Raw genomic sequence first — 24,097 nt, forward strand, 5'->3', positions numbered from 1 at the left:
GCTGCACCCGCTCGCTGTTTCGGGCAACTGTGGGGATCTCTCGTTGTGATCGGTAAATCCCTGCTCCATATTCTCCAAAACATGTTGCACCGCAGCAATTTTAGATACACTCCTTCAAATGGGGAACCAAAACAGGGGGAGTGGTCATGAGTGGGGAAACGGGATCGACTATCGACGGCGCACCGGAAGTCAATCCGGAGAGATCGAGTTCTTCGAGGTTTGCTTCAGGCATACCTTCGTCTGCGCGTGTGTTGCGCGCCGACACCGGAGCGCCCGTCGGATTGAGCGAGATCGCGTGTTCGACTGAACCGCAATGCGTGTGGTCGTTAGGTGAGGATCTGCGAATGGTCGCCAGTCCTCTGGGAAAGGTTATCCCTGTCGGAATGGCCGACGTTCTCCGAGTGCATCTCGCGTCGGGTCGTCAGATCGAACTGTCGCGCGATCAGGAGTTCAGAGCGGTGACAGGCTGGATTCCGCTGAGAGAGCTGGAGATCGGTCAACGACTGGCTATACCGCGATACATTCCCGAGCCAATTCATGGGACGCGACTTGCCGATGCTGAAATCATTTTGCTGGCGCACATGATCGGGGACGGATCTTGCGTTAAGCGCCAGCCGATTCGCTACGCGTCGATCGATGAAGAGAATCTCGCCGCTGTAGCAACGGCGGCCACCCACTTCGGTGTCACCGCGATTCGTGACGAGTACGCTGCTGCGCGCTGTATCACACTCCGATTGCGAGCGCCCTACAGGCTCGGGCATGGCAAGCGCAATCCTATTGCGGCCTGGCTCGATGAACTTGGACTGTTCGGGTTGCGCAGCTATGAGAAGTTTGTTCCCAAAGCGGTATTCGATGTTGGGAACGATCAAGTTGCGCTCTTCCTGAGGCATTTGTGGGCCACGGATGGCTCGGTTCGGTGGGACGAGAAGGGGAATCAGGGTCGCGTGTATTACGCGTCGACGAGCCGGCGCTTGGTCGACGATGTCGCGATACTGCTGCTACGGCTCGGCGTTCACGGACGGATCAAACGGGTGCGTAAGGCGGGCTATCGTGATTGCTGGTTCTTGACGATTGACGGCGTCCAGAACCAGACACAGTTTCTCTCCGTGGCGGGTGTGCATGGCGCCAGGGGCGAATCTGCGCGAAGGGTACTGGGGGAGCTTTTGTCGTTGGCTCCCAACACGAACGTAGACACCATTCCGAAGGAGATCTGGGTTAGCGTACGTCAGATCCTTGCGTCGCAAGGCGTCACCTATCGTGAATTCGCGGCAGCAATGAACACCAAATTCTGCGGATCGACTCTGTGGAAGCATGGCGTGAGCCGTTCGCGACTCGCCAAGGTCGCAGAGTTTCTCGACGACGACAGCCTCAGGGTCCTCGCCACAAGCGACGTGTTCTGGGACAGAGTCGTGGACATCGTGAGCGGGGGTGCGCAGGAGGTATTCACCTGCCCCGTGCTTGGCGCAGACAACCTCGTCGTAGACGGCGTTGTCGTGCGGCAGGCTCGGCAATAGGCCCACTCGACGGTCGACCGTGGCGAGCACCCGGGCTCTTCAGTTGCACGGGTGCTCTCCCCGGCGCCTCACAAGGTGGCGCGTCGGGTCGGTCGGCGATCGACACGATGGTTTGCGCCGCGCCTTCGAGGTTGCCGGGGGTCCAATCGTAGAGCCCAGGTAGTTGGTCGTTGGCCGGCGCGTATGCGTCGATGGTGCGCGACGGCTGCACCGCGGATTCACCGAGCCCGGTGTGGAAGACCCCCGGCTCGACGATGGCCACCTGGAGACCGAGGTGAGCCACATCCCGCGACAGTGCCTCGCTCAGTCCCTCGACCGCGAACTTGGACGCGAACGCAGGCGTCGAGCCGCGGCACGCCGACGAGACCGCCGCCAGAGGAGAAGTTGATGATGTGTCCGCTGCGGCGCTGCCGCATTCCCGGCAGAACCGCCTTTGCCACCGCGACGAGGCCGACGACGTTGGTTTCGAGCTGGGCTCGGACCTGATCGAGTGAAAGTTCTTCGAGGGTGCCTTGGACGACATTACCGTCCCTTCGTAGCATCAACCGTGCCGAGGGCAGAGCGGGTTCACCCGCGGTCGCCGGCGAACACTGCACAATTTTGCTGACCGCTGTCCGCACCAACCAGGTGCTCTCGAGAGGGGGTACCGCCAGCCCTTGGCTCAGGGGTGGTTCCGGACCTGTCGGGCGTCGGGAGTCGATCGACCGAAGAGGAAGTAGGCGAGGGGGACGGCGCCAGCCGAGTTGACGAGTGCCACCGCTGTCGCCCAACCCGACTTCGATCCCCTGATCTGGTTTGCCGGACGGTGCTTGATGTCAGCAAGTGCCGCGATCTTCAGAACGCCCTCGAAGGCAGCGCCGGCGATGATCAGCCGCCGGCTGCGGTTGCTGAGTTCGCTCCATCGTCGTCTGGTGACCATGAACAAGCGTAGCTCTGGGGAATAGATCGGCGGCTCGTCCGCGTGTCGCGGCGAAGTTAAGTATCTTGAGATACCTCAGTATGTTTAACCGAAGGGACACCATGACCCGCACCATCGCAGTGGTCAACCATAAGGGCGGCTCGACCAAGACCACGAGCACGGTCAACCTCGCCCAGGCCCTCGTCGAAGCCGGTTACACCGTCCGCGTCGTCGACCTTGACCCACAATGCAACGCCACCACCTGGCTCGGCGCCACGCCCGAAGCTGTCGACAACGATGTCCTGTCGGTACTCATGCTGGTGGCGAGTATCGAGGAAGCGACCACCATCACCGCGTCCGGGATCCACCTCGTTCCTGCCACCAAGGAACTCGATTCCGTCGGCCCCTACTTCCTCAAGAAGCCCGGTGCGCACGGCATCCTGCGCAAAGCCCTCACCAACGCCCCCGACGTCGACTTCAACCTGATCGACTGCCCCGGAGACTTCGACCACCTGACCATCAGCGCACTCGTCGCCTGCACCGAAGTGCTCGCCGCTGTCATGACGGGCGCCATGGAACTCGAAGCGCTCATGCGGATCGAGAACTACATCACCCAGCAGGTCGAGTTGCTCAACCCCACCGCGCGGCTCAATCACATCTTGTGCGGCCGCGTCGAACTCGGCCAGGTCATCGACCAGCAGGTTCTCGCCGCGCTCCGCGAGACCTACCCCGACCAGACGATGCGCACCATCATTCCGAAGTCCGTCCGTGTCAGCGAAAGCTACAGTGCCGAAGAACCCGTCGTCAGGTGGGCACCGTCCTCCTCCGCATCACGCGCTTACCGCGACGCCGCCCAAGAGCTCGTCGAAAGGATGCCCTGATGACCGCGACACGTAAGCCCGGACTTGCGAGCAACCCCCTCGAACGTCGCCAACAGGCCCGCGCAGGCGCACACCCCGACGGGACGCACTCGAGAACACGTCGGAAGGACCTCCTGGTGGGTGTGACACGTGAGCCCGGACTCGCGAGCAACCCCCTCGAACGCCGTAAGCGGCGGCTGCCGAACCTCGTCGAACAGTGCGTGGACGTCGCGCAAGTAGCTCTCGGCGAGGAAAAGATGACCACGAAACGGGTTTCCGCAGGCAAGAAGCAGGTATCCGTCTCCATCGAGCCGGCCAGGGTCGAGCACGGCAAGGACGCCGTCGCCGCCATCGGCCACATCGCCGGTGCCCCCAGCAGTTGGTCCGACCTCGTCGACGAAGCCGTCGCCCACTACCTCGCAGTTCTCGAACGCAGGTACAACAATTGCGAACCCTTCCCTCCGCGCAACGCTGACGTCGTCCGGAGCCCACGCGTCAACTAGGCCGCCCGGGGCAGTCGTATTGGCTACAGGCAGCAGCAGAAGGAGAGGTTGCTGTTCGTGCGCGGGGCGTCGAACTCGATGTCAACCGCACATACAGCAGCCACGTGGGCAGGTCACAGCTGCGCCAGCATGGGGAAGAGGGCAATCGCGGAGACGGTAATCCCGGCGGCGCCGGCAACGACGCCCAACAGGGCCCGCAACGATGCTGCCTCGTCGTCTGCGTCCGCGGACCGTGACGTTGCGATGGCGCCGCAGACCACTGCGGCTAATCCCAGAATGAAGCCGAGTGCTACCACCCAGAACGTCGCAACGGACAGTGCCCCCAAGGCGATCGACACGGCAGGCAACCGCGAGCCGTGCGGTTTCCCTGTCTCGCTGGTGTCGATGGAGGCAGACATGCAGTTGTCGGCACGGGGGCTGTGGGGGACGGCGGCGGTCATGATCCTCCTTCGTACGGTTGGCGCGTCGGTTCGGCGGGCCACATAGCGGCTGAACAGGGTCCGAAGTGTGCTTGGGACGTGTCCGCGCACGAGCGGTGTGTCGAGGTCGCCTCGGTAGTTGGTGGCCACGATTACGTCGGGGCCTAGCTTGTGACGTAGGCCCCACTAAGAAATTAGCACTCATGCCGTGCGAGTGCTAGGTCTTTTTCCTAAGTAACTTCCCTGTCGCCGCTGATTTGCGAGGGTGACCGCGGCCCTCACCGCGGGGAATGTGATCGAGGTGAGCGGGCGATCGCGGTGGCGGCGATGGCTACCGCGGCGGCGACGGCCGCTGCGATGGCGGCCGGCCGCGAATCGAGACCGTCGCCCGAGGTTCGCGCCACGACTATCCAGGCAAGGCCCCACACAATTGCGGCGGTGACGGTGAACCTTCCGTGACCGGCGACGGCGAGAAGGCCTGCGACCACGGCGACCAGTGCGAGGACGAGCACGGCCCAGGTGTCGGGTCCGAGTCCGAACGGATCGATGTCGGCGGCAGCCAGTGTCGCGGCGATGTTGGCGACGACGGCGACACACACCCAGCCGAGGTAGATGTACGCGCTGCCGTCGACAACGACCGCCTCGACACGGCCTGAGGGCCCCTCCGTGGTCAGGACCCCGAAGACCACCACGAGCACGGCGAGCAGCGCGATGATGACCAGGACGCTGAGCCAGAGCTGTTCGAACTGAACGCAGGTTATCCAGACCGCGTTCAGGACCATAGCGGCGGCATACCACCACCCGACCTGCCGTTGTCGGACATCGGCGCGGTGAGCGGGCAGCGCCTGCCAGATCGCATATGCAAGGAACCCCGCATAGATCAGTGTCCAGATCGAGAAGGCGGGCCCGCCGGGGGCTACGGCCGTGGCGTCCGCGGCGAGGGCACCATCGGCGACTTGGGCGATCGGGGTTCCCACCAGGGCGCCCGAGCCGATGAAGGAGCCCACGACGGCCACCGCTGCGGAGACGATCACGAGGAGCACCCGGACGCCGTCGTGACGGGTCGGTTCGATCGGACTGTTCATGGCCACCGCTCTCCCGTAGAGGGTCCGTTGTCGACGATATGTCTTGGCGTCGTGAACGCCACCGTGTCGGGCCCGAGCACCCGACGAGAAATGCTGCGCGGCTGGGATTCGCGGCTGCCGCGGTGCCGGATGGGTGGCGCGGCGTTTCGTGGACCGGAGCGTTGGGCATTCGGATGCCGGACCGCGACGTCCGCGATTGCCCACCGGATTCGGCTGTTGCCATTGTGGGTAAGCCGGGAATCTACCGATTCGAGATCTCCCTGCCCAGCGTGACTGCGACCCAGGAACCGAACGATGACCACACAGACTTCGCACCGACACATCACCACTGATCACGACGAGATTCGTCGTTGGGCGCGAGCGCACCACGGCGCACCGGCGCGGATGGCGAACACGGCCGCTGCCGGTAGCGCAGGTGCTCTGCGGATCGACGTCCCCGGTCACGGCACCGCTGGGCTCGAGCACATTTCCTGGCATGAATGGTTCACCGCGTTCGACGGGCAAAGTCTGGCCCTGTGTTACCCGGGCCCGCATATTCACGGCGGACCCAGTGCATGGTTCGAACTCGTGCATCGGGATGTCGGGGACGGGGATTCTGTGCACTCTCTGCCCTAGCCAGGACGAACGCCCGGGCGGGTCGTCTGGCGGGAGTTCATCCATACACGAGCAGGTAGACGCGATATTTGGGCGACCATGGCTATTGCGGACGCCCTCGGTGGGCGAGTAGATTCAGACGTGCGGATCGAGTTGGTCATCGGCAACGATGAGAGGCTCGAGAAACAGAGATCCGGCCGAGAATGCGACAACATTCCCGGCCGAACCCCTGTCTGGGCCCTGTCCCCGGGCGACCTCTCGGATTGAGATATCCGGTCGAGGGTTGTCTGGATTGTCGACCTGGCTCGTAGGACGGTGCCTACTCCCGTCGCCGGACCCGCTGGTGAGCGGTCAGAAGGATGATCGAACCAGGTGCGCAGGCTCACGTCGAGTTCGTACTCGGAAAGGCCGCGACGAGCTGTTAGGCGAACGTGCGGAGCCGGCCCTTACGAGCACTGTGCTTCCGGACACGCAAGCACGTGACCTTTCGGGGCTTCCGCACGCCGTGACCACCAACCTGAAGACTCACTGAGGTCCACCCTCGGGTGGGGCGGGTACGTCCACTCCAGGGTGCCCGAACGGGCCCCTGGGGTTGGTTCACGTCTGGCTCCGGGGTTGGCAGAGTTGTACCTGTCACCGACGCACTTCCCCCACATCCCCAGGAGAAACGCCAATGATCAACGCCCGCCGAACCTTCGCCGCTATCGCCTTCACCGCCTTCTCGGTCCTCGGTGCGGTCGGGGCGGCATCCGTCGCTCAGGCCGAGCCGATCGGCCCGAACGGTCCCACCGGTGGTCCGTGCCCGATCGTGAACACGGACTCCCAGGGCAACGAGACGGTGACATACGGCAAGCCCGGTGACCGCAACGGCGCCCTGGTGTGCGGCGCAGACGGTGAATGGACGGTCGGCAAGACCAAGGGCAACGTCGGGCAGATCCAGACTCAGCCCGGACTCTCCCGCGGATAGCAGTTTCCCCAGTCTCCACTGGCGAGTGCCCCGCATCGATACCGATGTGGGGCACTTCCGCGTATTGCTTGCGAGGCGCGGTTGGTCGTCAGTGGTGCTCGCCGGCCGGGTTTGTTTCGACGCCTGGTGGCGGGGTTTCGGCGCGCGTGAGTTCGGCTACGCGGTCGGCCAGTTCGCCGGTCAGTGTCGTGTCGGGTTCGGTGTGCGCGGCGTCCGCGAGTTGGTCCAGAATCTCGGCGGTCGCCGGGTCGGTCGTGTCGGCGGTTGCCGCATGCCCGCGTGGATGCGACGGTCCCAATTCTTTGAGATGCTCTGCGAGCGAATCGGTGTCGAGTTGCTGGGACGCCTTCGCGTTCAGCTCGGTGTTCTCCACCGTCGCGGCCCGACGAGTGGTCGCGACGGCAGCAGGAGCGACATCTGAAGTGCGAGCATCGACAACGCCGGGTGCAGCGTGATCGGGACGATTCCGGTGACCCAGAACGGCGCCCGCGACACCATCGAGCAGGGCGAGGCCGCCCCGATACAGCCGTCTGGCCGGTGCCGCGGGTGCCAGGTGAGAGATCACTTGGTCGTCGATCAGGCGAAGGGGGTAGCGCACGACGGTGTACTGCACTCGCAGCACGGCGAGGGTGAGTGCTGTGATGTTCATGAAGCCTCCTCGGTCGGTGAGACTGAGTCGGGCGCTGCCCCGACAGCGGTCGGCGTCGCCCGCCGTCCGGGTACCCGTAACAGCGTTCGACTACCCGCGGCGCATTTCCCATGCGAATTGCCGACCGCGGTCGCCGCGCGGCTGCGAGCGACGATCCGGTACGGCACCGTCCACCGGGCTTGCTACCTCAGAGTTGGGGGAGGGCTGCGGTGAGGAAGACGAGACCGGCTCACCGGCCGTAGTCGGGCTTACGCGTGGGTTGCGAGATCCGGCCCGTCGACGAAGATGTCGACTGTCAGTGGTTGCTCACCGCCGTATTTCGCGAAGTCGGACACACCGGCCTCTGTGAGGACCTCGACGTCGAGGAGGGTTCTACCGTTGTCGGTGCCGGCGGGGCGGCTGAGGAGTTCGGTTGCCGCGTCGGCCATGATCTCGGGTGACCGCGAGTGGTGCAGGCTTTCCCGGCCGCCGAGGAGGTTGCCGACTGCTGCGGTGGCGATCGTGGTCTGCGGCCACAGGCAGTTGCTGGAGAGGTTCGTGTTCCGGTACTCGGCTGCGATGCCCAACGCTGCCAATGTCATTCCGTACTTGGCCAGCATGTAACCCGGGTGCGCGCCCAGCCACTGCTGTGACAGATTCAGTGGAGGCGACAACGTCATCACGTGCGGATTGGCGGACTTCTGAAGGTAGGGGAGGCAGGCGCGAGTCAGGGCGAAGGTGCCGCGGACGTTGACTTGCTGCATCAGATCGAATCGTTTGAGTGTGAGGGCCTCGGTCGGCGACAGATCGAGCACGCTCGCATTGTTGATCACGATGTCGATGCCGCCGAAGCGGTCGACCGCGAGATCGACGGCCCGCGCGATGTCGTCGTCGTTGCGGACGTCTCCGACCACGGGAAGGGCGTGTCCGCCGAGTTCGGTCAACTCGCGGACCGCGGTGTGGATGGTTCCCGGTAGCCGGGGGTCGGGAGTGTCGGTCTTGGCCAGCAGGACGATGTTTCCACCGCGGCGTGCGATTGCGCGCGCAATCGCAAGACCGATGCCGCGACTTCCGCCGGACATGACGGTGGTTCTTCCTCGGAAATTGTTGGGGTCGTTCAAGGTTGATTCCTTCGTCGGTGGCGGCCGGGGGAGTGACCGAACGACTCCACGATAGGGAACTCACGAGACCGTGACGACGTCCTCGAGGAATCAAGAATGCTCATTAATTTGTCCGGTGAGAACAAATAGTTCCACAAGGGGGTGTCCAGGAAATTCACGCGCAAGTTCGCAAATTTCCAGGTAGAGCACGCCTGAGGTGATGGTTGAGGAGTTTCGTCGTCCATCGGCGCCGAAGACCGATATTGTCTTCGCATGGCATCAGACGAGGAACGAGCCGCATTGCTTGTTGCCGGAATCGCGCGTTCGCTCAACGAGCGGCTGGTGTCGCTGACGGCTGACATCACCAGCGTGCTCTACGCGGAGATCCCGGATCTGCGGGCGGATCGCCAGTTGTTCGACCTGCTGGGGGCGAGTGTGGAGGGCAACCTCGACACCATCTTCCACACTCTGCAGCACAACATCGCTCCCGAGGATTTGGACGCGCCCGCCGCGGCCATGGAGTACGCGAGAAGACTTGCCCAGCATGGCGTTCCCGTCAATGCGCTGGTTCGCGCATATCGCCTGGGACAAACCAATTTGCTCGGACTGGTTTTCGACGAATTGCGTGCTGCTTCGGTGCAGCCGGAACTCAGTGTGTCAGTGCTCGAACGCATCATCACGGTCATGTCTGTCTACATCGACAGGGTGTCACAGCAGGTGGTGGCCGTGTACGAGCGCGAAAGGGAACGGTGGCTCGCGCATCGGAGCAGTGTCCGGGCCGTGCGTGTTCAGGAGATCCTGGCGGGCAACGCACTTCCCGACGCCGGTGCCGCCCTGGGTTATGTGCTGCAGCAGAGTCACCTGGCCGCGATCTTCTGGAGCTCCGACTCCGACTCGGGCGAGATGCTGGCCCGAATCGAATCGGCGGCACACGATTTCGCCAACTACGTGGGCGGAGTGACCGACCCGCTGTTCGTGGCCGCAGACCGAGTGACCGGCTGGGTGTGGATTCCACTCGGTTCACGATCCCATCCCGAGCGGGCGCAGGGGGAGATGTGCGACTTCCTCGGGCGGCGGCATCCCGGGCTGGTCGTGGCTCTCGGCGCTGCGGCCGCAGGAATCGACGGGTTCCGGCAGTCCCACGGTCAAGCGCAACGTGCGCGAGCGGTGGCCATCGCGGCGGGGCAGAACGCGCCGGCGGTGACCGCATACGACGAACCCGGGGTATCGACGGTTGCCCTGTTGGTCGAGGACCTGGTGGCCACTCGCGCCTGGGTTCGCGGTGTTCTGCGCGGGCTCGCTGCCGACAACGAGAATTCGGCCCGGTTGCGCGAGACCGTGCGGGTCTATCTCGCCCACAACCTGAGCAACGTCGCCGCCGGAAAAGAGCTTGATCTGCACCACAACTCGGTGAAGTACCGCGTGAAACGGGCAGCCGAAGTACGGGGCAAGGACTTCACCGGAGATCGACTGGCCGTGGAACTCGCACTGCTCGTGTGCCAATGGCTGGGACCTGCGGTCCTGACCGCGGATTAGGTCATCGGCACCGAGCCGACGCGGAGTCTTGACACAGCCGCAGTCACGGCGTTTGACTGGTCGGAAGCTCGTGGTATCTCGCCGGATCGTGTTCTGGGAGGTTGACGTATGCGCGGCACAGGTTTGGCGGTACATCGACGCGGAGCAACCCCCCACCGCAGGATGTTCTCGGTACTGGCACTGGTGGGCGTGTGCCTTCTCTCCCTGGCAACGGCCCGGACAGCAGACGGTCAACCCGCTGTCGGCACCGGGTTCGCGATCCCCTTCTCCGGGGACCCCGGCTACGAGAACCTGGCGCCGACGCAGATGACGAGTCCGGATCAGCTCAACGCGCCGCTCGGTCAGCAGGTGGCGGACGAGATCGCCTATCAGATCGGGCTCGACCGGGCTGACGCTTTGTCCGAGCAGCAGTATCGCGACCTCATCACCGGCGGTGGAGTCGGCGGCAGCAGCGACGCCGCCGAGGTGATCGATGCGTGCGCCCGGATCCTCACCAATACGAACGGCCGTCCCCTCTATTCCGACGTCGATGGCCGCAACACACCGTCGGTTCTGGCCAGCTACGGGCTGTACGTGAACCCCAGCGGACTGCTGGAGAGTCCGGCCAACGCGGACGCGCCGACGCGGCAGGTGAACTCGCTGATCGCTCCCGGCGGCTTTGTGGGCACCTGGTTGAGGAACAACGGTGCAACACACACCCTGATAGCGCTGTACGAGTCGGCGTACACGATACAAGCGGCCTTTGGCTTCGCGTCGCAACAGATGTCGGGTGCGGCGCAATTGGTGACCAACACCAAGGGCGGTGTGAGCGCGGAGGTCGGCATGTCGATGGCGCCGCCGCTCTGGATTGTGAACTTCGCACTGCTCTACGTACTGCAGCCTTCCCTCGCGGCCGCGATGCCCGCGTTCTGGGCTCCCATTCCTCCGGCGGTTGCCGACGCCGTGCGGTCGAGCCCCACCGGCCAGGTTCCGTTCGGCGACTATGCGTCCTACTTCCAGTGAGCACTCCCTTGGAGTGCGGAGGTGACGAGGTTGCCCTTCGGGAGAGCTGTGTCGGATTCGACGGCCGCGACCCACTGTGAGGTTGTGGCGACCGCGGCGAAGTTCGATTGCAACAGGACCATCAGTGTGGTGTGCAGCGACTCCGCCGACACCTGACCGGCCTCGTTCGCGAGGTTGATCGCGCCGGTGGCGTCGGACAGGATCTCAGCGGAAAATCCCAGGCCCTCGGCCTCGACAGCGGTGGCCAGATCGCAATTGTTGGTCATGAACCCCACGATCGAGATGGTGTCGATAGTGTTCGCACGCAACCACTCCGCGACGTCAGTGCCGGCGAAGACGCTTCCGTACTGTTTGTGCACCCGCTTCCACGACGGGTCGATCGCGGTGTCGAGGTCGGGATGCAGCGACCACCCCGCCGACCCCTCCACGAAGACCGGAGCGCCGTCGGGCATCCGATGCTGGACGACGACAACCGGGATGTCGGCCGCGGCGGCCACCTTGATCGCGTTCAGGATGTTGGCCAGTGATTCCTCACGCGGCGGGTACTGGATCTGCAGCGGTCCGTCGAAGTACTCCTGCTGGACGTCGACGACGACGAGGGCACGGCGTGGTGCAGTCATAGTTCACTCCCGGGGATCGAAATCGTGCGGGCCCTTCGCCGGGCCGCGCTGTCACCCATTCTTCGGTGAGGGGGTGGCGGTTTCGAGTGGCATGGATGCATACTTTCGATGACTTTGTGCCAACCGTGGGGAGATCCGATGCGGATTGCCGTCTATGCGTTCGACGACATCACCATGTTCCACCTCGCGGCGCCACTGATGGTGTTCGGCGAATTGGGGCGCCTCGGGCTGGCCACAGACTGGGAGACCAGGCTGTGGTCCGATCGCCCCGGGTCGATCCGAACGGCCGAGGGGTACCCGATCGGTGAGGTGACGGGCCCGGAGACGGTCGAGTGGGCCGACATCGTCGTGATCCCGTCGTGGCCGCTTCCCGTGGTGCCGAGCAGCGAGGCGTTCGGTTCGCGCCTGCGCCGCGCCCACGCGCGGGGTGCCGTCGTCGCGGGACTGTGTCTCGGCGCCTTCGCGGTCGTCGACAGCGGTCTGCTCGACGGTCGCCCGGCCGTCACGCACTGGGAGATGATGCCGGCTCTGGCCGAACGCCATCCGGGCACGCAGATGGACACCTCGGTGCTCTACATCGACCACGGCGACGTGCTCACCTCCGCCGGGACCGCGTCGTCGATGGACGCCTGCCTGCACCTGGTGCGCACACATCTCGGGTCCGCGATCGCGACCCGGGTGGCGCGAAGTCTCGTCGTCGCCCCGCACCGGGAGGGCGGGCAAGCCCAGTACATCGAGCGCCCGCTGGCACAGGCGCCGACGGACACGGCGATTGCCGACGTGCAGCAGTGGGCGTTGGCCCATCTCCACGAAAACCTGTCCATCGATCGCCTGGCGGGTGAGGCGAAGATGAGTCGGCGCAGCTTCATTCGGCAGTTCACGCGAACCACCGGGACGACGCCGGCGCGGTGGGTCGCGGAGCAGCGACTCGGTGAAGGGCGCGTCCTCCTCGAGACCACCGACTGGGGTATCGACGACATCGCCTCCGCGTGCGGCTTCGCCAGCACGGTCACGTTCCGGCAGAACTTCGTCGCCGCCTTCGCGACCTCGCCCACCGCGTACCGGCGACAGTTCGCGGATCTTCCGAACGGCTGAGGTCGGCGCAGGTCCGATGTAGACCCCGCACCTGGTCGCACCCCAACACCCTGCCGAAGGGGCGGTGCTCACCCCCTACGATTCTCCGGGTGACCGATTACGACGATCTCGACATGTTCGGTGGCCTCGATGCCGCCACCCTGCCGTCCCGCCAGCAGTTGATTCTGGCGACGATCCGGGACTGGGTGGCCGCACACGGATGCTCGCCGAGCACCCGGCAGATCGGGGACGCGGTCGGCCTGCGGTCGACGTCGTCGGTGTCCAAGCACCTGAAGAGCCTCGAGGAAAAGGGCTTCCTCCGGAGGGGTTCGTCCATGGCTCGGCAATTGGACGTGCGCCCGTTCCTCACAGAGACGAAGCACGGACGCTCGGCCGACAACAATGTGACGGTGCCGGTGGTCGGCGACATCGCAGCCGGCGCACCGATCCTCGCGGAGGAGCACGCCGACGAGATGCTCACGCTCCCTCGTGAACTCGTCGGCTCCGGCACCGTGTTCGGGCTGCGGGTGCGCGGCGAGTCGATGATCGACGCCGCGATCTGCGACGGCGACGTCGTCGTCGTGCGCCGCCAGGACGAGGCCCATTCCGGTGAGATCGTCGCCGCGATGATCGACGGCGAGGCCACGGTGAAGGTGCTCCGGCGCCGCGACGGTCACATCTTCCTCGAACCCCGTAACCCTGCCTACACCGTCATCGACGGCGACGCCGCAGTCGTCCTCGGCAAGGTGGTCTCCGTGATGCGCCGGATCTGACACCCTGCCATTCGAAACCTGTTCCGCGAACACGTCGGCCGCGGCATACAGCCGAGCGAACCGAACATGTCACGTCTCGGCAGCCGTCAGAGTGCCCGCTTGAATCCGACGTGGCTGCTGTCGTATCCGAGTCGCGCATAGAACGCCTGCGCCCGCTCGCGGGCGCGGTCGGTGGTGACCTGCACGAGTGTCGCGCCGCGATGCCGGCCGTGGTCGTGCGCCCACTCGAGCATTGCGGTTCCGACGCCATGGGAGCGTTCGGAGGCCGCCACCCGCACCCCCTCGATCTGCAGGCGAGCGGTGCCGCCGCGGGACAACCCGGGGATGATGGTGAGTTGCATGGTGCCGATGATCCGGTCGTCCTCGGCGCGGACCACCGCCAGGTAGTGTGCGGAATCCCGGGCGATCGCGTCGTACGCCTCCTCGTACCGTGCCATCTCGGCCCCCTCGCGGGTGCGGCCGATCTCGTCGTCGGACAGCAGGGCGACCAGTGCCGGCACATCGGCGCGGCCGGCGCGCTGCACCCGATAGACGCGGTCGTCGAGTCGGAGCCGTCCACCGACCGATTCACGTGCCCGCGACTGCAAGTGGGCGACGAGTGTGTCCAGCCAGGTACCGACATGCTGCCGGGCCTCGGGGGTGTCGGGGTAGCGACAGCGCAGGTGCAACCCGGCCTCGTCGAGGATGAACCAGAGCATCACGCCGTCGGTCCGGATCGTCGCGCCGACGTACTGCGCCTCCAGCCCGGTGGCGTCGACGCGGACCGGCAACCGGCGCAGGTCCAGCCACGAGATCGCGAACATCCCGGGGGCCTCGGGCATCCCGCCCCACGGGCGAAGTACGTCCTCCAGCGGCCAGGACCCCATCCGTACGGCCTCCTTGACCGCCTCTGCGCTGGCCCGGGGGTCGGGGTCGGTCGATTCCAGCACCGAGTTGGTGATGAACCACCCGACGGAGTCGTTCCAGGTGGCGTCGTACCGGCTGTGCACCGGGAACACCGCCCGCAGCGGGGTGCCGGCCAACTCGCGCGTCACGTCGGTCATCGCGGCCACCACGAGTGCCAGAGTCGAGACGCCGTCGTCGCGGGCCTGCGCCGAGAACGCGGCGCTATCGTCGACGTCGAGCACGTCGCGCACCTCCACCCGCTCGTGCTGCAGCGTCGCCGCGCCCAGCGACAGCGGGAACCGTGGCATCACGTCACCGCTGGCCGCCAGCACCTCCGCCCAGCGGTGGTGCACCTCGGCGGGTGCCGACGGGCGGTCCCGCAGGGCGCGGGTGTGCTCGGCGAAGGCGGGCGCGGGCGGCAACGACGGCGCCCGGCCGTCCTGCACCGCCGCCAACGCGGTGAGCAGGTCGCGTGCGATCACCAACATCGACCACATGTCGACGTGTGAGTGGTCGGCGGCGACCACCACGGTCGGTCCCGCCGCGGTCTCGAGCACGCACAGCCGATGCGACGGACGACTGTACGGCGGGCAGGCGTGGTCGAGCACGTCACGGAGCGCATCGTTGACGGCCTGTCCGGGGGCGATCGGGTGCTCGACCCAGTCACCGGGGAAGATTTCGACCTCGTGCAGCCGCGGCTCGCCGTCCTCGCCGGGCGAGAAGATCGACCGCAGCGTGCCGTGCCGCGCGATGACCGCCAGCCAGGCGGCCGCGAGCGCGTCGGACGGTACCGGCGCGGAGAGTGTGAAGGACAACGCCATCCAGGACCCGGCTCGGTCGCCGGCACCGACGTGGCGTCGCTGGTCGAAGGACACGGGCAGCGGCCGGCCCGGCCGGCCCACGGTCACGTCGTAGCCCAGCAGCCGACCGAACGGCAGGCGCAGGTGCGCGACGTTGGTCAGCCGCATGGCGGTATCCTATGCGCTTCCCCAGCGACCGCGCGGCCGATCTCGCCCGCCGGGCCGCGAGTACCACGGCATGAGTGGGAATTGCGCCCTATACTCCCGCCATGTTGATCATCGGGATGATCCTGTTCGGAGTGCTCGTCGGTGCCGCCGCCCAACTCATCCTGGGTAGGTCCAGGTCCGGAATCGATTGGACGCTGGCATTCGTCGCAGGCATCGGCGGCTCGTTCGCGGGCGGACTGCTCATCAGCCTCCTCGCGGGGGACGGCCTCAACTTGCGTCCCAGCGGCATCATCGGCTCCCTCGCCGGGGCGATCATCGTGACGGCCGTCTGGTTGTGGTGGAAGGCGCGGGCCGCGGCAGGGGCCGACTGACAACCACGGCGTTCGCCGCTGCCCGCGACGCGGCCGAACCGGCCGGTGGGATGATGGTGCGCGTGCCAATGCCCTCACCGCTGCCCGTCAAGGACGGGGTCGGACCGACGCGGCTGCGTGTCCCGGCGTCCGGGCCGTGGGCGACGATCGCCGAGTACGTCGTCGCGCGGTTCGACCATCTGGACGCGGGCGACCTGCACCGGCGATTCGACGCCGGAGGGATCGTGGGCACCGACGGTCGTCCGATCGGTCGCGGCACGGCGCTGGGCTCGCACCGGTTCGTCTGGTACTACCGCGATCTGCCGGTGGAGGACCCGGTGCCGTTTCACCTGGAGATCCTGCACGTCGACGACGACCTCGTCGTGATCGACAAGCCGCACTTCCTCCCGACCACTCCGGGCGGGCGATACCTGCGCGAGTCCGCGCTCGTCCGGTTGCGGACTCGCCTCGACAATCCGGACCTGACGCCGATCCATCGACTCGACCGCGCGACCGCCGGCCTGGTGATGTTCTCGGCCCGTTCCGCGACGCGCGGCGCATACCAGTCGCTGTTCGAGAAACGGCGGGTAGTGAAGGTCTACGAGGCGGTGTCGATGCAACCGCCAGGGTGGGACCCGGATGCGCCGGTGCTTGCCGAGCGTGCCGTTCCCGTCGTCTACCGCAACCACATCGCGTCGCGGCGCGGCGAGTTCCGGGTCGTCGTCGACGACTCCCGCGAACCCAACGCCGAGACGGTGGTCGAGGTGTGTGGCGGCGGTGTGAGCTCCTCCGGACGTGCTGTGCTGCACACGATCCTGCGTCCGCACACCGGACGAATGCACCAGTTGCGGGTGCATCTGGCGGCGCTCGGCGCCGGGATTCTGGGCGATCGTCTGTACCCCGACCTGCTGCCCGAGGCGCCGGACGATCATTCCCTCCCGCTCCAATTGCTCGCGCGGGAACTCGAATTCACCGATCCGCTGTCGGGGATGCCGCGGCGGTTCGTCACCCGCCGGACGTTGAGCGAGGCGCCCGCGTAAGGGCGACCTCGCGCAGGTGCAGGCACACCTCGTCGATCGCCTGCTTCGCCTGCGTGAACGCACCGATCTCGGTGACGAAGCCGTGGAAGACGCCGGCATACCGGGTCAGCGAGACGGGGACGCCGTCGCGCCGCAGCCGTGCCGCATATGCCTCGGCGTCGTCCCGGATCGGGTCGACCTCCGCGGTCAGAATCAGCGCAGGCGGAAGACCGCGTAGCGATTCGGCGCGCATGGGTGCCGCGAGGTGGTCGTCCGCCCGGTGTCCCGGGCCGACGTAGTGGTCCCAGCACCAGCGCGCGTCCGCGGTGCTCAGTAGCGGCGCATCGGCGAATTCCGACCACGACGGCGTCGTGAATGTCCCGTCGACGGCAGGGTAGGCGAGTACCTGAGTCACGGGGAGGGGGCTGCGCTCGTCGCGTCGGTGCAGGCAGAGGGAGGCGGCGAGATTGCCCCCGGCGGAGTCGCCACCGATCGCGATCCGTCCCGGATCGATACCGAGCTCCGGTGCCGTCCGGGTCAGCCACGCGTAGGCGTCGAGGCAGTCTTCCAGTGCTGCCGGGTAGGGGTTCTCGGGAGCCAGCCGGTAGTCCAGGGACACGACCGTCCATCCGGATCCGGCGGCGATCGCGCGGCACAGCTCGTCGGCTCCGTCCAGGGTTCCCAGGACGAAACCGCCGCCGTGCAGATAGACGAGGGCAGGCCTGTCGCCGTCCGGAGCGGCACTGTCTGCGCGGTACAGGCGAGCCCGGATCGCACCTGCGCGGGTCGGAACGCTCAATTGTTCGACGTGGTCGAGCGGCGTGATCGGCTCGGCAGGTGGAGTCGTGTTCAGGAGCGCCCGGGCCTGCTCCGGTCCCAGCTCCCGGATCGGTTTGGGCAGGGCGTGAGCGATCATCCGGGCCGCGGCCTGTGCATCGCCGTCGAGCAGATTCCACCAGGTGGGGGCGTCGTCGTTCATCTCGGAAACCTCGCAAGTCATTGACAACAAGTGATCTGTGCCTCACTATCATAGTCACGTGACCAAGACGCTTGACCACAATGGTCGCATTCCACAGGGATCCGCTGCTGACGGTGTACCGCGCACATGATCTCGTCGAATCGAAAGGACTGAAGGATGACCGAAACGACGATCGGCCACGCGACATGCGAGGCCGACGCGGTCGACGGGGTCGACATTCGGATCGAGGACGATGCGAGTCCGATCGTCCGGCTGATCGGCCGCACGATCGCCGACTCCGTCCGCGCGCACCGTGCGGATGCCGTCGTGGCGGGGGTGGAAGGCATTGTCGCGGTCCGCTCCCACGACACCCCGCAGGCTGCGACGATCAGCATCTCGAACGGTGTCGTCGCGGTGTCGAGCGGTGTGTTCATCTCGCCCGATGTCACCCTGACCGTCGACCTGAACGCGCGGCTGGCCCCGGTCGGCGAGCCCGCAGGCGAGGGCGACCTCGCCGCAACGTCGCTGGCACTGCTGTCGCCGCCGCTGCCGGACTGGCAGGTCGCCGCGGAGACGTTCTGGGCCGCGGCCCGGTCGGTACCGGGGATCCCGGACGTGCTCGTCGCGGTCGCGGACGGCCCCGACGGATTGGACCAACTGGTCGTCGGCGAGGGCGAGACGCACTACGTGATCGCCGGCCCCCCGGAACTGCTGGCCGGCATCTTCTCGGGCGCCGACGATCTGATCGCCGCCCTGTCCACCGGTCTGATCGGCGTGCGCGGCACGCTCTCTCAGCTGTCGGTGCTCGTCGCCGCATCCTGGAAGGTTCGATACGATGTCTGAAATCACCGCCACCGCAACGGATCGTGATGCCGCCGTCCACACGGTCCGGCTCGAGGCCACCAATCACGATGGCTCGTTCCTCGGAAAGAACGTGGCGCCCAAGAAGTTCGCCGCGAGCGCGGAGTCGGGGTTCGCGTTCGCCGATCTCCTGTTCGGCCTCGACCTGGGCAATGATCCGACCTTCGGTTTCGCCTACCCCGACTGGCGTGGGCACCTGGCCGACGTCCAGTTCCGGCCCGACATGTCGACGCTGATGCAGTGGGAGCCCGGCCTGCAGTCCGTGATCGGTGACTACTGGCAGACGGACGGCACCCCGGTCGGGACGTGTCCTCGCAACCTGGCCCGAAAGCTGGTCGACCGACTGGCAACGCGTGGTTTCACGGCCACCGTGGCGGTCGAGATCGAGGCGACCCTGTTCCAGGAGTCCATTCACGAGGCCCGCGCCAAGGGATACCGCGACCTGACCCCGCTCGGCGGTTCCGCCGGAACCGCGTACCACCTCGCGAAATCGAAGGACTGGGTCGACTACATGTCGGCGGTCGCCCGTCGCCTCGAAGAGATCGGCATCGAGTGGGAGGCGTGGAGCGACGAGGACGCGGCAGGGCAGGTCGAACTCAATCTGGTTCCCGGTGACCCGATCTCGGTGTGCGATGCCTGGGCTCGCGCCCGGCAGGTGATGCGCGAGGTGGCCTTCGAACTCGGTCACACCGTGACCTTCATGGCCAAGCCGACAGCCGGATACGGTCAGGCCTCGCACGTCAACCTGTCCCTGCAGCGCGACGGGGTCAACGCGTTCTACGCGGAGGACGGGCCCTCACCGACGATGCGGCACGCGATCGGCGGACTCCTCGCGACCATTCAGGGCGCGACGTCGATCGTGCTGCCGCAGATCACCTCGTACCGCCGCCTGGTCGACCTGAGCGGCCCGCCGACGACGGTCACGTGGGGCATCAGCAACAAGACCACCGCGGTGCGTGCGGTGTGCGGGCACCCGGCGTACTCCCGCCTCGAGTACCGGGTTCCCGGGGCCGACGCGAATCTGTACCTCGCGGTCGCGGCCATTCTCGCCGGGGTGATCGCAGGCCTCGACGGCGCGATCGAGCCGCCCGAGCCGGTCAGCGACATGGCGTGGTGTGCGCCCGATCTCGAGCGGTTGCCGAACACCATCACCAAGGCGGCCGCCGCTCTCGAGGCGGATCCGATTCTGCGCGAACAACTCGGGGACGAGTTCGTCGACTACTGGGTGGGCACCCGCCGGTGGGAGTGGATGCAGTTCCACACCGCGGGTGGCGATCCGTGCGCCGAGCTGTCCGAATGGGAGTCGACGCGATACTTCGAGTTCCCGTGAGCGCGGAGAACGCGACGCCCGGCACCATCCGGCCGATGATCGGCATCACCGGCCGGCGGTTCCGGCTGGGGCTGGTCGATGGACTCGACAAGCGTTACGGACACCTGTTCGCCGACGCCTTCATGTCCGACTTCTCGGACCGGATCGCCAGGGCCGGTGGGATTCCGGTCAACCTGCCGTACGATGCCGACCCGGAGGCACTCTGCCACTGGCTGGCGGGCGTGGTCATCACCGGAGGCCAGGATGTTCATCCCGCGTACTGGGGTGGCGATCCGTCGGTGGTCCGGGACGTGGATCCGCGGGATGATCCGATGGTCCACGACCCCGACCGGGACGAGTACGAGATCGCGCTCGTGCGTGCCGCACTCGCCCGGCAGATTCCGGTGCTCGGGGTGTGCCGCGGCCTGCAGGTCCTCAACATCGCTCTGGGCGGCACGCTGATCGCGGACCTTCCGCCCGGTTCCGTCGAGCACCTGTCGGTGTCGCCCCCGCTCACCGACGGCGCCGACGACCACAAGGTGACGTTCGAGCCCGGCTCGATCGCGGAACGGCTGTTCGGCGCCGGTGCGGTGACCAATTCGTGGCACCACCAGGCGGTCGACCGCTGCGGTACCGGCCTGGTGGTCACGGGGCGCGCGGCCGACGGCGTCGTCGAAGCGGTCGAGTTGCCGGGGGCCGCGGTGCTCGGTGTCCAGTGGCATCCCGAGTGGATGGAACGCGACGATCCGGCACTGAGCTGGATCGTCGCCGAAGGAAACCAGCGGATCTAACCCCGGAAAGACTGTCGGCCGTCACCGAAAGTGGCGGCCGACAGTTGTCTTTCGTGTCAGCCCGGCATCAGTCCACGCTCACCCAGGACGCGAGCGAGCGCAGGGTTACCGCGGGAGGGACCGTCGAAACTCGGCGCGCCGGCACGGAAGCAGCGCCGAGGTTGGCGGCCATCCATGCGTCGAGTATTCCGAGGACGAGCTCGATCTGCAGCTCAGCCGTTGTGCGGTCGGTGAATACCAGCCAGTTGAGCGCGAATCCGTCGGACAACGTGGACACCAGGTAGGTCAGTTCGTCGATCGTTTCCGGGCCGACCGACTGGCCCGCAGCGGTCGCGGCGGCGTCGAGGATCGCTCGCATGGTCGCGAGTGCCTCGTTGTACACCATCTCGGCCTGCCGGCTCTCCTGACGCTGGCCCCAGCTGATCAGCTCGACGATCGCCGCGCCGAAGTCCGGACTCGCCAGGTACCACTCCATCCCGCCACGCAGCAGGGCACGCGCCGTGGACGCCACGTTGCCGTGGACGTCGTTGCGTGTCAACACCTCTCGATACTGTGCGGTGACGTGCTCGAAGACAGCTGCGAACAGCACCTCCTTGGAGGAGAAGCAGTAGTGCAGCGTGGCCAGTGGAGCGTTCGCCTCTTCCGCGATCCGGCGAGTGGTGGCGCCGTCCACTCCGTGGGCGGCAATCACGCGCACGGCTGCTGCCACCAGTTCGGCGCGACGTTCGGCGGCGGGAATGCGAGCCATGCGATCTCCTGTCGAGACAGAACTGATCAGATGATCATGTCGAGTCTCACGTTAGCAGTCAGATGAGTGGGGAACGGCCCTATCGCCGAGAAAAGCCGTCCCCAACTGCAGGTAAACCTCCGAAATCTCTGAGTCAAACATCTTGATCATATGACTGACTTGGCTTACGGTATGAGCCGGATCACATCGCCGACTCCGGCGCCCCTCCAATGCGACCAGCCCAATTTCGAAGGAACAGACCCCTCATGACGACGAACGAACTCACACGTCTGACTCCCGACGTCACCACAGAAGCCGCGGTCGAGGTGATCATGCGAGACGGCGGCGTGATCATCGAAGGGCTCTTCGACGAAGCCACCATCGAGGGACTCGAGACCGACTTGGGCCCCGTGCTCGACCGGGTCGACACCGGCCACGACGAGCTGTTCGCCGGCAACAGAACCAAGCGCGCAAGCGGCTTGTTCGCGCGGACCGAGCACATGGCGACGGTCGCGCTGAACCCGTTGTACCGAGGCGTCGCCGAGCGCATTCTCAACAAGCCGATCAACGTCTTCTTCGGTGAAGAGTCGATGCCGAACCCGGCAGGCATGCACGTAGGCGCGACGATGGCCATCAAGATCGGCCCGGGGCAGGGTTCGCAGCCGCTTCATCGTGACGACTCGGTCTGGTTGTGGCGGCACCCCACGTATCAGCGCGAAGCGCGGGTGCAGATCATGGTGGCGGTCAGCGACTTCACCGCCGAGAACGGCGGCACCCTCGTGATCCCGGGCTCGCACCTGTGGGACGACGAGCGCGCACCGCGCCTCGAGGAGGCGATCCCGACGGAGATGAAGGCCGGGTCGGCGCTGATCTGGATCGGCTCCACCTATCACGGTGGTGGCCAGAACACCACGTCGGACGAGTACCGCTTCGGCCTGTCGATGGGCTACGACCTCGCATTCCTGCGCCCGGAGGAGAACCCCTTCCTCACCTACACCCTCGATCAGATTCGGTCGTTCCCGGAGGAGATCCAGCGAGCACTCGACTTTTCCTCGGAACACTACGTCGGCTGGGTCGAGGTCGGGGGCCAGATGTCCGACCCCATGGACCTGCTCGGTTGTGACGAGTACACCGCTATCGGCGCCGCGCTCCCCGCCCGCGTCTGAACGAATCGGAGAAACTGATGACAGAGATCCACCAGCAAGCCGGACTCGCCGGTGAGGCGCCTGCTCGCCGTGCGCCGAACAAGGGAGTGCTGATCGGAGTCGGCACGCTGCTGATCGTCCTGACCAACGCCGTCATCTTCATCCTGCCGCCGCTGCTGCCGATCATCCAGGCGCAGTACGGCCTTGCCACAGTGGCCGAGACGACGTGGCTGTACACAGCGCTGACTCTCGGCGGGGGAGCGGGTTTCATCCTGCTGCCGCGCCTCGCGGATCTGTACGGCGACCGAAACGCCTCCGTGGCGGCGTCCGCATTCCTCGCGGTCGGCGCGCTCATACCGGCTGTCGGCGACTCCTATCCGACCCTCCTCGTCGGCTGCATTCTCATGGGCTTCGGTGGTGCGGCGCAGTTGCTTCCGCTCGGTTTCCTGCGTCGCAACCTCGGCGAGGACGGCATCACGGTGGGTGTCGCGGTTCTCGTCGTCGCCACCGGTGTCGGCATCGTCGTGGGCATGATCGGCGGCGGCTTCATCGTCGAGAGCCTGTCGCTGCGAAGCTTCTTCGTCATCCTGACCGCAGTGTGCGCGGCCACGACCATTGCGTGCCATGTCACGATCCCGCATGCCCCGCCCGCCGAGCGTAACGGCCGCATCGCTGTTCTCGGCACGGTGTGGATGATCGCGTGGGTCGCGGCGATCCTGCTGACTTTGACGCAAGGACTCGTGTGGGGCGTCGCGGCACTTGTTCCGTTGGTGGCCGGCATCATCGGTGGCATCGCATGGGTGCGCGTCGAGCGCCGGTCGACCGCGGCGGTATTCGACGTCGCAATGATGAAGACGCCTCTGGTCACCGCGTCGTGCTTGTGCATCGCCTTGTTCGCAGCGGTGAACTCGGCCTTTCTGCTGCTGCTCAGCACGTACGCCCAGATCACTCCCGCGGATCTTCGTCCGGAAGACTCCTACGGCCTCGGGCTCAGCGCGCTGCAGACGGGCTGGCTCATGGCACCCTTCGCGGCGGCGTTCCTGATCCGCGGAACCGTGCTCGACCGCGCCTTGCTCAACGGCCGTGGTGTCCCCGTCTTCGTCATCGGAGCGCTCACCAGCGCATCGGGGCTGGTCTGGCTCGCCCTGGCGCACGACCAGCAGTGGCAGCACCTCGTGGGCGCTGCCGTCATGGGTCTCGGGACCAGAATCGGCTATGCAGCCGGCTTCACGATGGTGCAGATGGCGGTGCCCGAAGAGAAGGCCGGGATGGCGGCCGGTGTCGCCGGCACGTTCATGGCCGTGGGTTTCGCCTTCGGCACGGCACTCGTCAGCGGCGACCTCAGCGCCTCCCTGGTTCCGGTGGTCGGCACCGGCCTCGAGGTCGCGGCAAAGGGCCTCTACGGCACCGGCTACTGGCTGTCGGGAGTCCTCGCCCTGCTCATCGTGGTGACCGTGCTGATCTCACGCGCTCGGTCCGGTCGACGCGTCGAAAGTGCCGTGTCCTGAAAC

At 66.3% G+C, this 24,097-nt stretch carries 26 protein-coding genes; 16 read left to right on the top strand and 10 right to left on the bottom strand.

Features of this window, described 5'->3' with window-relative positions; all coding sequences use genetic code 11:
* The first annotated feature begins 383 nt into the window (after positions 1-383).
* Positions 384-1,514, top strand: a complete 1,131-nt coding sequence (locus JWS13_RS26540) for an LAGLIDADG family homing endonuclease (RefSeq protein WP_241032309.1) — start codon at positions 384-386, stop codon at positions 1,512-1,514.
* Between the two features lie 218 nt (positions 1,515-1,732).
* Here JWS13_RS26540 and JWS13_RS46490 read toward each other — a convergent pair whose 3' ends face one another.
* Entirely contained in the window at positions 1,733-2,056 is a 324-nt protein-coding gene (locus JWS13_RS46490; RefSeq protein ID WP_206008315.1) for an SDR family NAD(P)-dependent oxidoreductase, read from the bottom strand.
* A gap of 119 nt (positions 2,057-2,175) precedes the next feature.
* Positions 2,176-2,433, bottom strand: coding sequence for a hypothetical protein (locus JWS13_RS26550; RefSeq protein ID WP_206008316.1), 258 nt, complete (start codon positions 2,431-2,433; stop codon positions 2,176-2,178).
* A 101-nt stretch (positions 2,434-2,534) separates the two neighbouring features.
* Here JWS13_RS26550 and JWS13_RS26555 point away from each other — a divergent pair, with 101 nt between their 5' ends.
* Both JWS13_RS26555 and JWS13_RS26560 read left to right on the top strand, forming a co-directional pair.
* A complete protein-coding gene (locus JWS13_RS26555; RefSeq protein WP_087555623.1) occupies positions 2,535-3,293 on the top strand; it encodes a ParA family protein in 759 nt (252 codons plus the stop codon).
* The gene (locus JWS13_RS26560; protein WP_206008317.1) at positions 3,293-3,775 is read left to right on the top strand and encodes a hypothetical protein; all 483 of its coding nucleotides are present in this window, start codon (positions 3,293-3,295) and stop codon (positions 3,773-3,775) included. The genes JWS13_RS26555 and JWS13_RS26560 overlap by 1 nt, the downstream gene beginning before the upstream one ends.
* A 113-nt stretch (positions 3,776-3,888) precedes the next feature.
* On the opposite strand, the gene JWS13_RS26565 is transcribed toward JWS13_RS26560, so the two are convergent.
* Together JWS13_RS26565 and JWS13_RS26570 are read right to left on the bottom strand one after the other, a co-directional pair.
* On the bottom strand, positions 3,889-4,215 hold the full coding sequence (locus JWS13_RS26565; RefSeq protein ID WP_225929523.1) for a hypothetical protein: 327 nt from the start codon (positions 4,213-4,215) through the stop codon (positions 3,889-3,891).
* Between the two features lie 257 nt (positions 4,216-4,472).
* Positions 4,473-5,279, bottom strand: coding sequence for a TspO/MBR family protein (locus tag JWS13_RS26570; protein WP_206008318.1), 807 nt, complete (start codon positions 5,277-5,279; stop codon positions 4,473-4,475).
* 294 nt (positions 5,280-5,573) lie between these two features.
* Here JWS13_RS26570 and JWS13_RS45580 point away from each other — a divergent pair, with 294 nt between their 5' ends.
* Together JWS13_RS45580 and JWS13_RS26575 are read left to right on the top strand one after the other, a co-directional pair.
* Entirely contained in the window at positions 5,574-5,894 is a 321-nt protein-coding gene (locus tag JWS13_RS45580; RefSeq protein WP_241032311.1) for a hypothetical protein, read from the top strand.
* 652 nt (positions 5,895-6,546) lie between these two features.
* Positions 6,547-6,840: a hypothetical protein gene (locus JWS13_RS26575; protein WP_206008319.1), complete on the top strand. Its 294-nt coding sequence runs from the start codon at positions 6,547-6,549 to the stop codon at positions 6,838-6,840.
* Positions 6,841-6,928: 88 nt separating this feature from the next.
* Here the strand turns inward: JWS13_RS26575 and JWS13_RS26580 are convergent, their stop codons facing one another.
* Both JWS13_RS26580 and JWS13_RS26585 read right to left on the bottom strand, forming a co-directional pair.
* Complete coding sequence (locus JWS13_RS26580) at positions 6,929-7,489, bottom strand: hypothetical protein (RefSeq protein ID WP_206008320.1); 561 nt, start codon at positions 7,487-7,489, stop codon at positions 6,929-6,931.
* A gap of 248 nt (positions 7,490-7,737) precedes the next feature.
* Positions 7,738-8,589 (bottom strand): SDR family oxidoreductase, encoded by an 852-nt coding sequence (locus tag JWS13_RS26585; RefSeq protein WP_206008321.1) that lies wholly within the window; start codon positions 8,587-8,589, stop codon positions 7,738-7,740.
* 252 nt (positions 8,590-8,841) lie between these two features.
* On the opposite strand from JWS13_RS26585, the gene JWS13_RS26590 reads away from it, so the two are divergent.
* Together JWS13_RS26590 and JWS13_RS26595 are read left to right on the top strand one after the other, a co-directional pair.
* Entirely contained in the window at positions 8,842-10,104 is a 1,263-nt protein-coding gene (locus JWS13_RS26590; RefSeq protein WP_206008322.1) for a PucR family transcriptional regulator, read from the top strand.
* A gap of 108 nt (positions 10,105-10,212) precedes the next feature.
* On the top strand, positions 10,213-11,106 hold the full coding sequence (locus tag JWS13_RS26595; RefSeq protein ID WP_206008323.1) for a hypothetical protein: 894 nt from the start codon (positions 10,213-10,215) through the stop codon (positions 11,104-11,106).
* Here the strand turns inward: JWS13_RS26595 and JWS13_RS26600 are convergent.
* Positions 11,094-11,726, bottom strand: a complete 633-nt coding sequence (locus tag JWS13_RS26600) for an isochorismatase family protein (protein WP_206008324.1) — start codon at positions 11,724-11,726, stop codon at positions 11,094-11,096. The two genes, JWS13_RS26595 and JWS13_RS26600, sit on opposite strands and share 13 nt — an antisense overlap.
* 138 nt (positions 11,727-11,864) lie before the next feature.
* Here JWS13_RS26600 and JWS13_RS26605 point away from each other — a divergent pair, with 138 nt between their 5' ends.
* Positions 11,865-12,821, top strand: a complete 957-nt coding sequence (locus JWS13_RS26605) for a GlxA family transcriptional regulator (RefSeq protein WP_206008325.1) — start codon at positions 11,865-11,867, stop codon at positions 12,819-12,821.
* Positions 12,822-12,910: 89 nt separating this feature from the next.
* Entirely contained in the window at positions 12,911-13,573 is a 663-nt protein-coding gene (gene lexA, locus JWS13_RS26610; protein ID WP_206008326.1) for a transcriptional repressor LexA, read from the top strand.
* An 86-nt stretch (positions 13,574-13,659) separates the two neighbouring features.
* Here lexA and JWS13_RS26615 read toward each other — a convergent pair whose 3' ends face one another.
* Complete coding sequence (locus JWS13_RS26615) at positions 13,660-15,426, bottom strand: GNAT family N-acetyltransferase (RefSeq protein ID WP_206008327.1); 1,767 nt, start codon at positions 15,424-15,426, stop codon at positions 13,660-13,662.
* A 101-nt stretch (positions 15,427-15,527) separates the two neighbouring features.
* Here JWS13_RS26615 and JWS13_RS26620 point away from each other — a divergent pair, with 101 nt between their 5' ends.
* Positions 15,528-15,797, top strand: coding sequence for a GlsB/YeaQ/YmgE family stress response membrane protein (locus JWS13_RS26620; RefSeq protein WP_206008328.1), 270 nt, complete (start codon positions 15,528-15,530; stop codon positions 15,795-15,797).
* Between the two features lie 50 nt (positions 15,798-15,847).
* Complete coding sequence (locus tag JWS13_RS26625) at positions 15,848-16,816, top strand: pseudouridine synthase (protein ID WP_206011734.1); 969 nt, start codon at positions 15,848-15,850, stop codon at positions 16,814-16,816.
* On the opposite strand, the gene JWS13_RS26630 is transcribed toward JWS13_RS26625, so the two are convergent.
* Positions 16,782-17,774, bottom strand: a complete 993-nt coding sequence (locus JWS13_RS26630) for an alpha/beta hydrolase (RefSeq protein ID WP_206008329.1) — start codon at positions 17,772-17,774, stop codon at positions 16,782-16,784. The two genes, JWS13_RS26625 and JWS13_RS26630, sit on opposite strands and share 35 nt — an antisense overlap.
* 156 nt (positions 17,775-17,930) lie before the next feature.
* On the opposite strand from JWS13_RS26630, the gene JWS13_RS26635 reads away from it, so the two are divergent.
* From JWS13_RS26635 to JWS13_RS26645, 3 genes are read left to right on the top strand one after another with little or no spacing between them, the layout of a single operon-like run.
* Positions 17,931-18,596, top strand: coding sequence for a hypothetical protein (locus tag JWS13_RS26635; protein WP_206008330.1), 666 nt, complete (start codon positions 17,931-17,933; stop codon positions 18,594-18,596).
* Complete coding sequence (locus tag JWS13_RS26640) at positions 18,589-19,944, top strand: glutamine synthetase family protein (RefSeq protein ID WP_206008331.1); 1,356 nt, start codon at positions 18,589-18,591, stop codon at positions 19,942-19,944. The genes JWS13_RS26635 and JWS13_RS26640 overlap by 8 nt, the downstream gene beginning before the upstream one ends.
* Positions 19,941-20,714 carry a gamma-glutamyl-gamma-aminobutyrate hydrolase family protein gene (locus JWS13_RS26645; RefSeq protein ID WP_206008332.1) on the top strand — a complete coding sequence of 258 codons (774 nt, stop codon included), beginning with the start codon at positions 19,941-19,943 and terminating at the stop codon, positions 20,712-20,714. The genes JWS13_RS26640 and JWS13_RS26645 overlap by 4 nt, the downstream gene beginning before the upstream one ends.
* A gap of 67 nt (positions 20,715-20,781) precedes the next feature.
* Here JWS13_RS26645 and JWS13_RS26650 read toward each other — a convergent pair whose 3' ends face one another.
* Positions 20,782-21,462: a TetR/AcrR family transcriptional regulator gene (locus tag JWS13_RS26650; RefSeq protein WP_206008333.1), complete on the bottom strand. Its 681-nt coding sequence runs from the start codon at positions 21,460-21,462 to the stop codon at positions 20,782-20,784.
* Positions 21,463-21,707: 245 nt separating this feature from the next.
* On the opposite strand from JWS13_RS26650, the gene JWS13_RS26655 reads away from it, so the two are divergent.
* Positions 21,708-22,607, top strand: a complete 900-nt coding sequence (locus tag JWS13_RS26655; protein ID WP_206008334.1) for a phytanoyl-CoA dioxygenase family protein — start codon at positions 21,708-21,710, stop codon at positions 22,605-22,607.
* Positions 22,608-22,624: 17 nt separating this feature from the next.
* Positions 22,625-24,094 carry an MFS transporter gene (locus tag JWS13_RS26660; protein WP_206008335.1) on the top strand — a complete coding sequence of 490 codons (1,470 nt, stop codon included), beginning with the start codon at positions 22,625-22,627 and terminating at the stop codon, positions 24,092-24,094.
* Positions 24,095-24,097 lie beyond the last annotated feature (3 nt).

It is taken from the genome of Rhodococcus pseudokoreensis (genome assembly GCF_017068395.1).
GTDB lineage: Bacteria > Actinomycetota > Actinomycetes > Mycobacteriales > Mycobacteriaceae > Rhodococcus_F > Rhodococcus_F pseudokoreensis.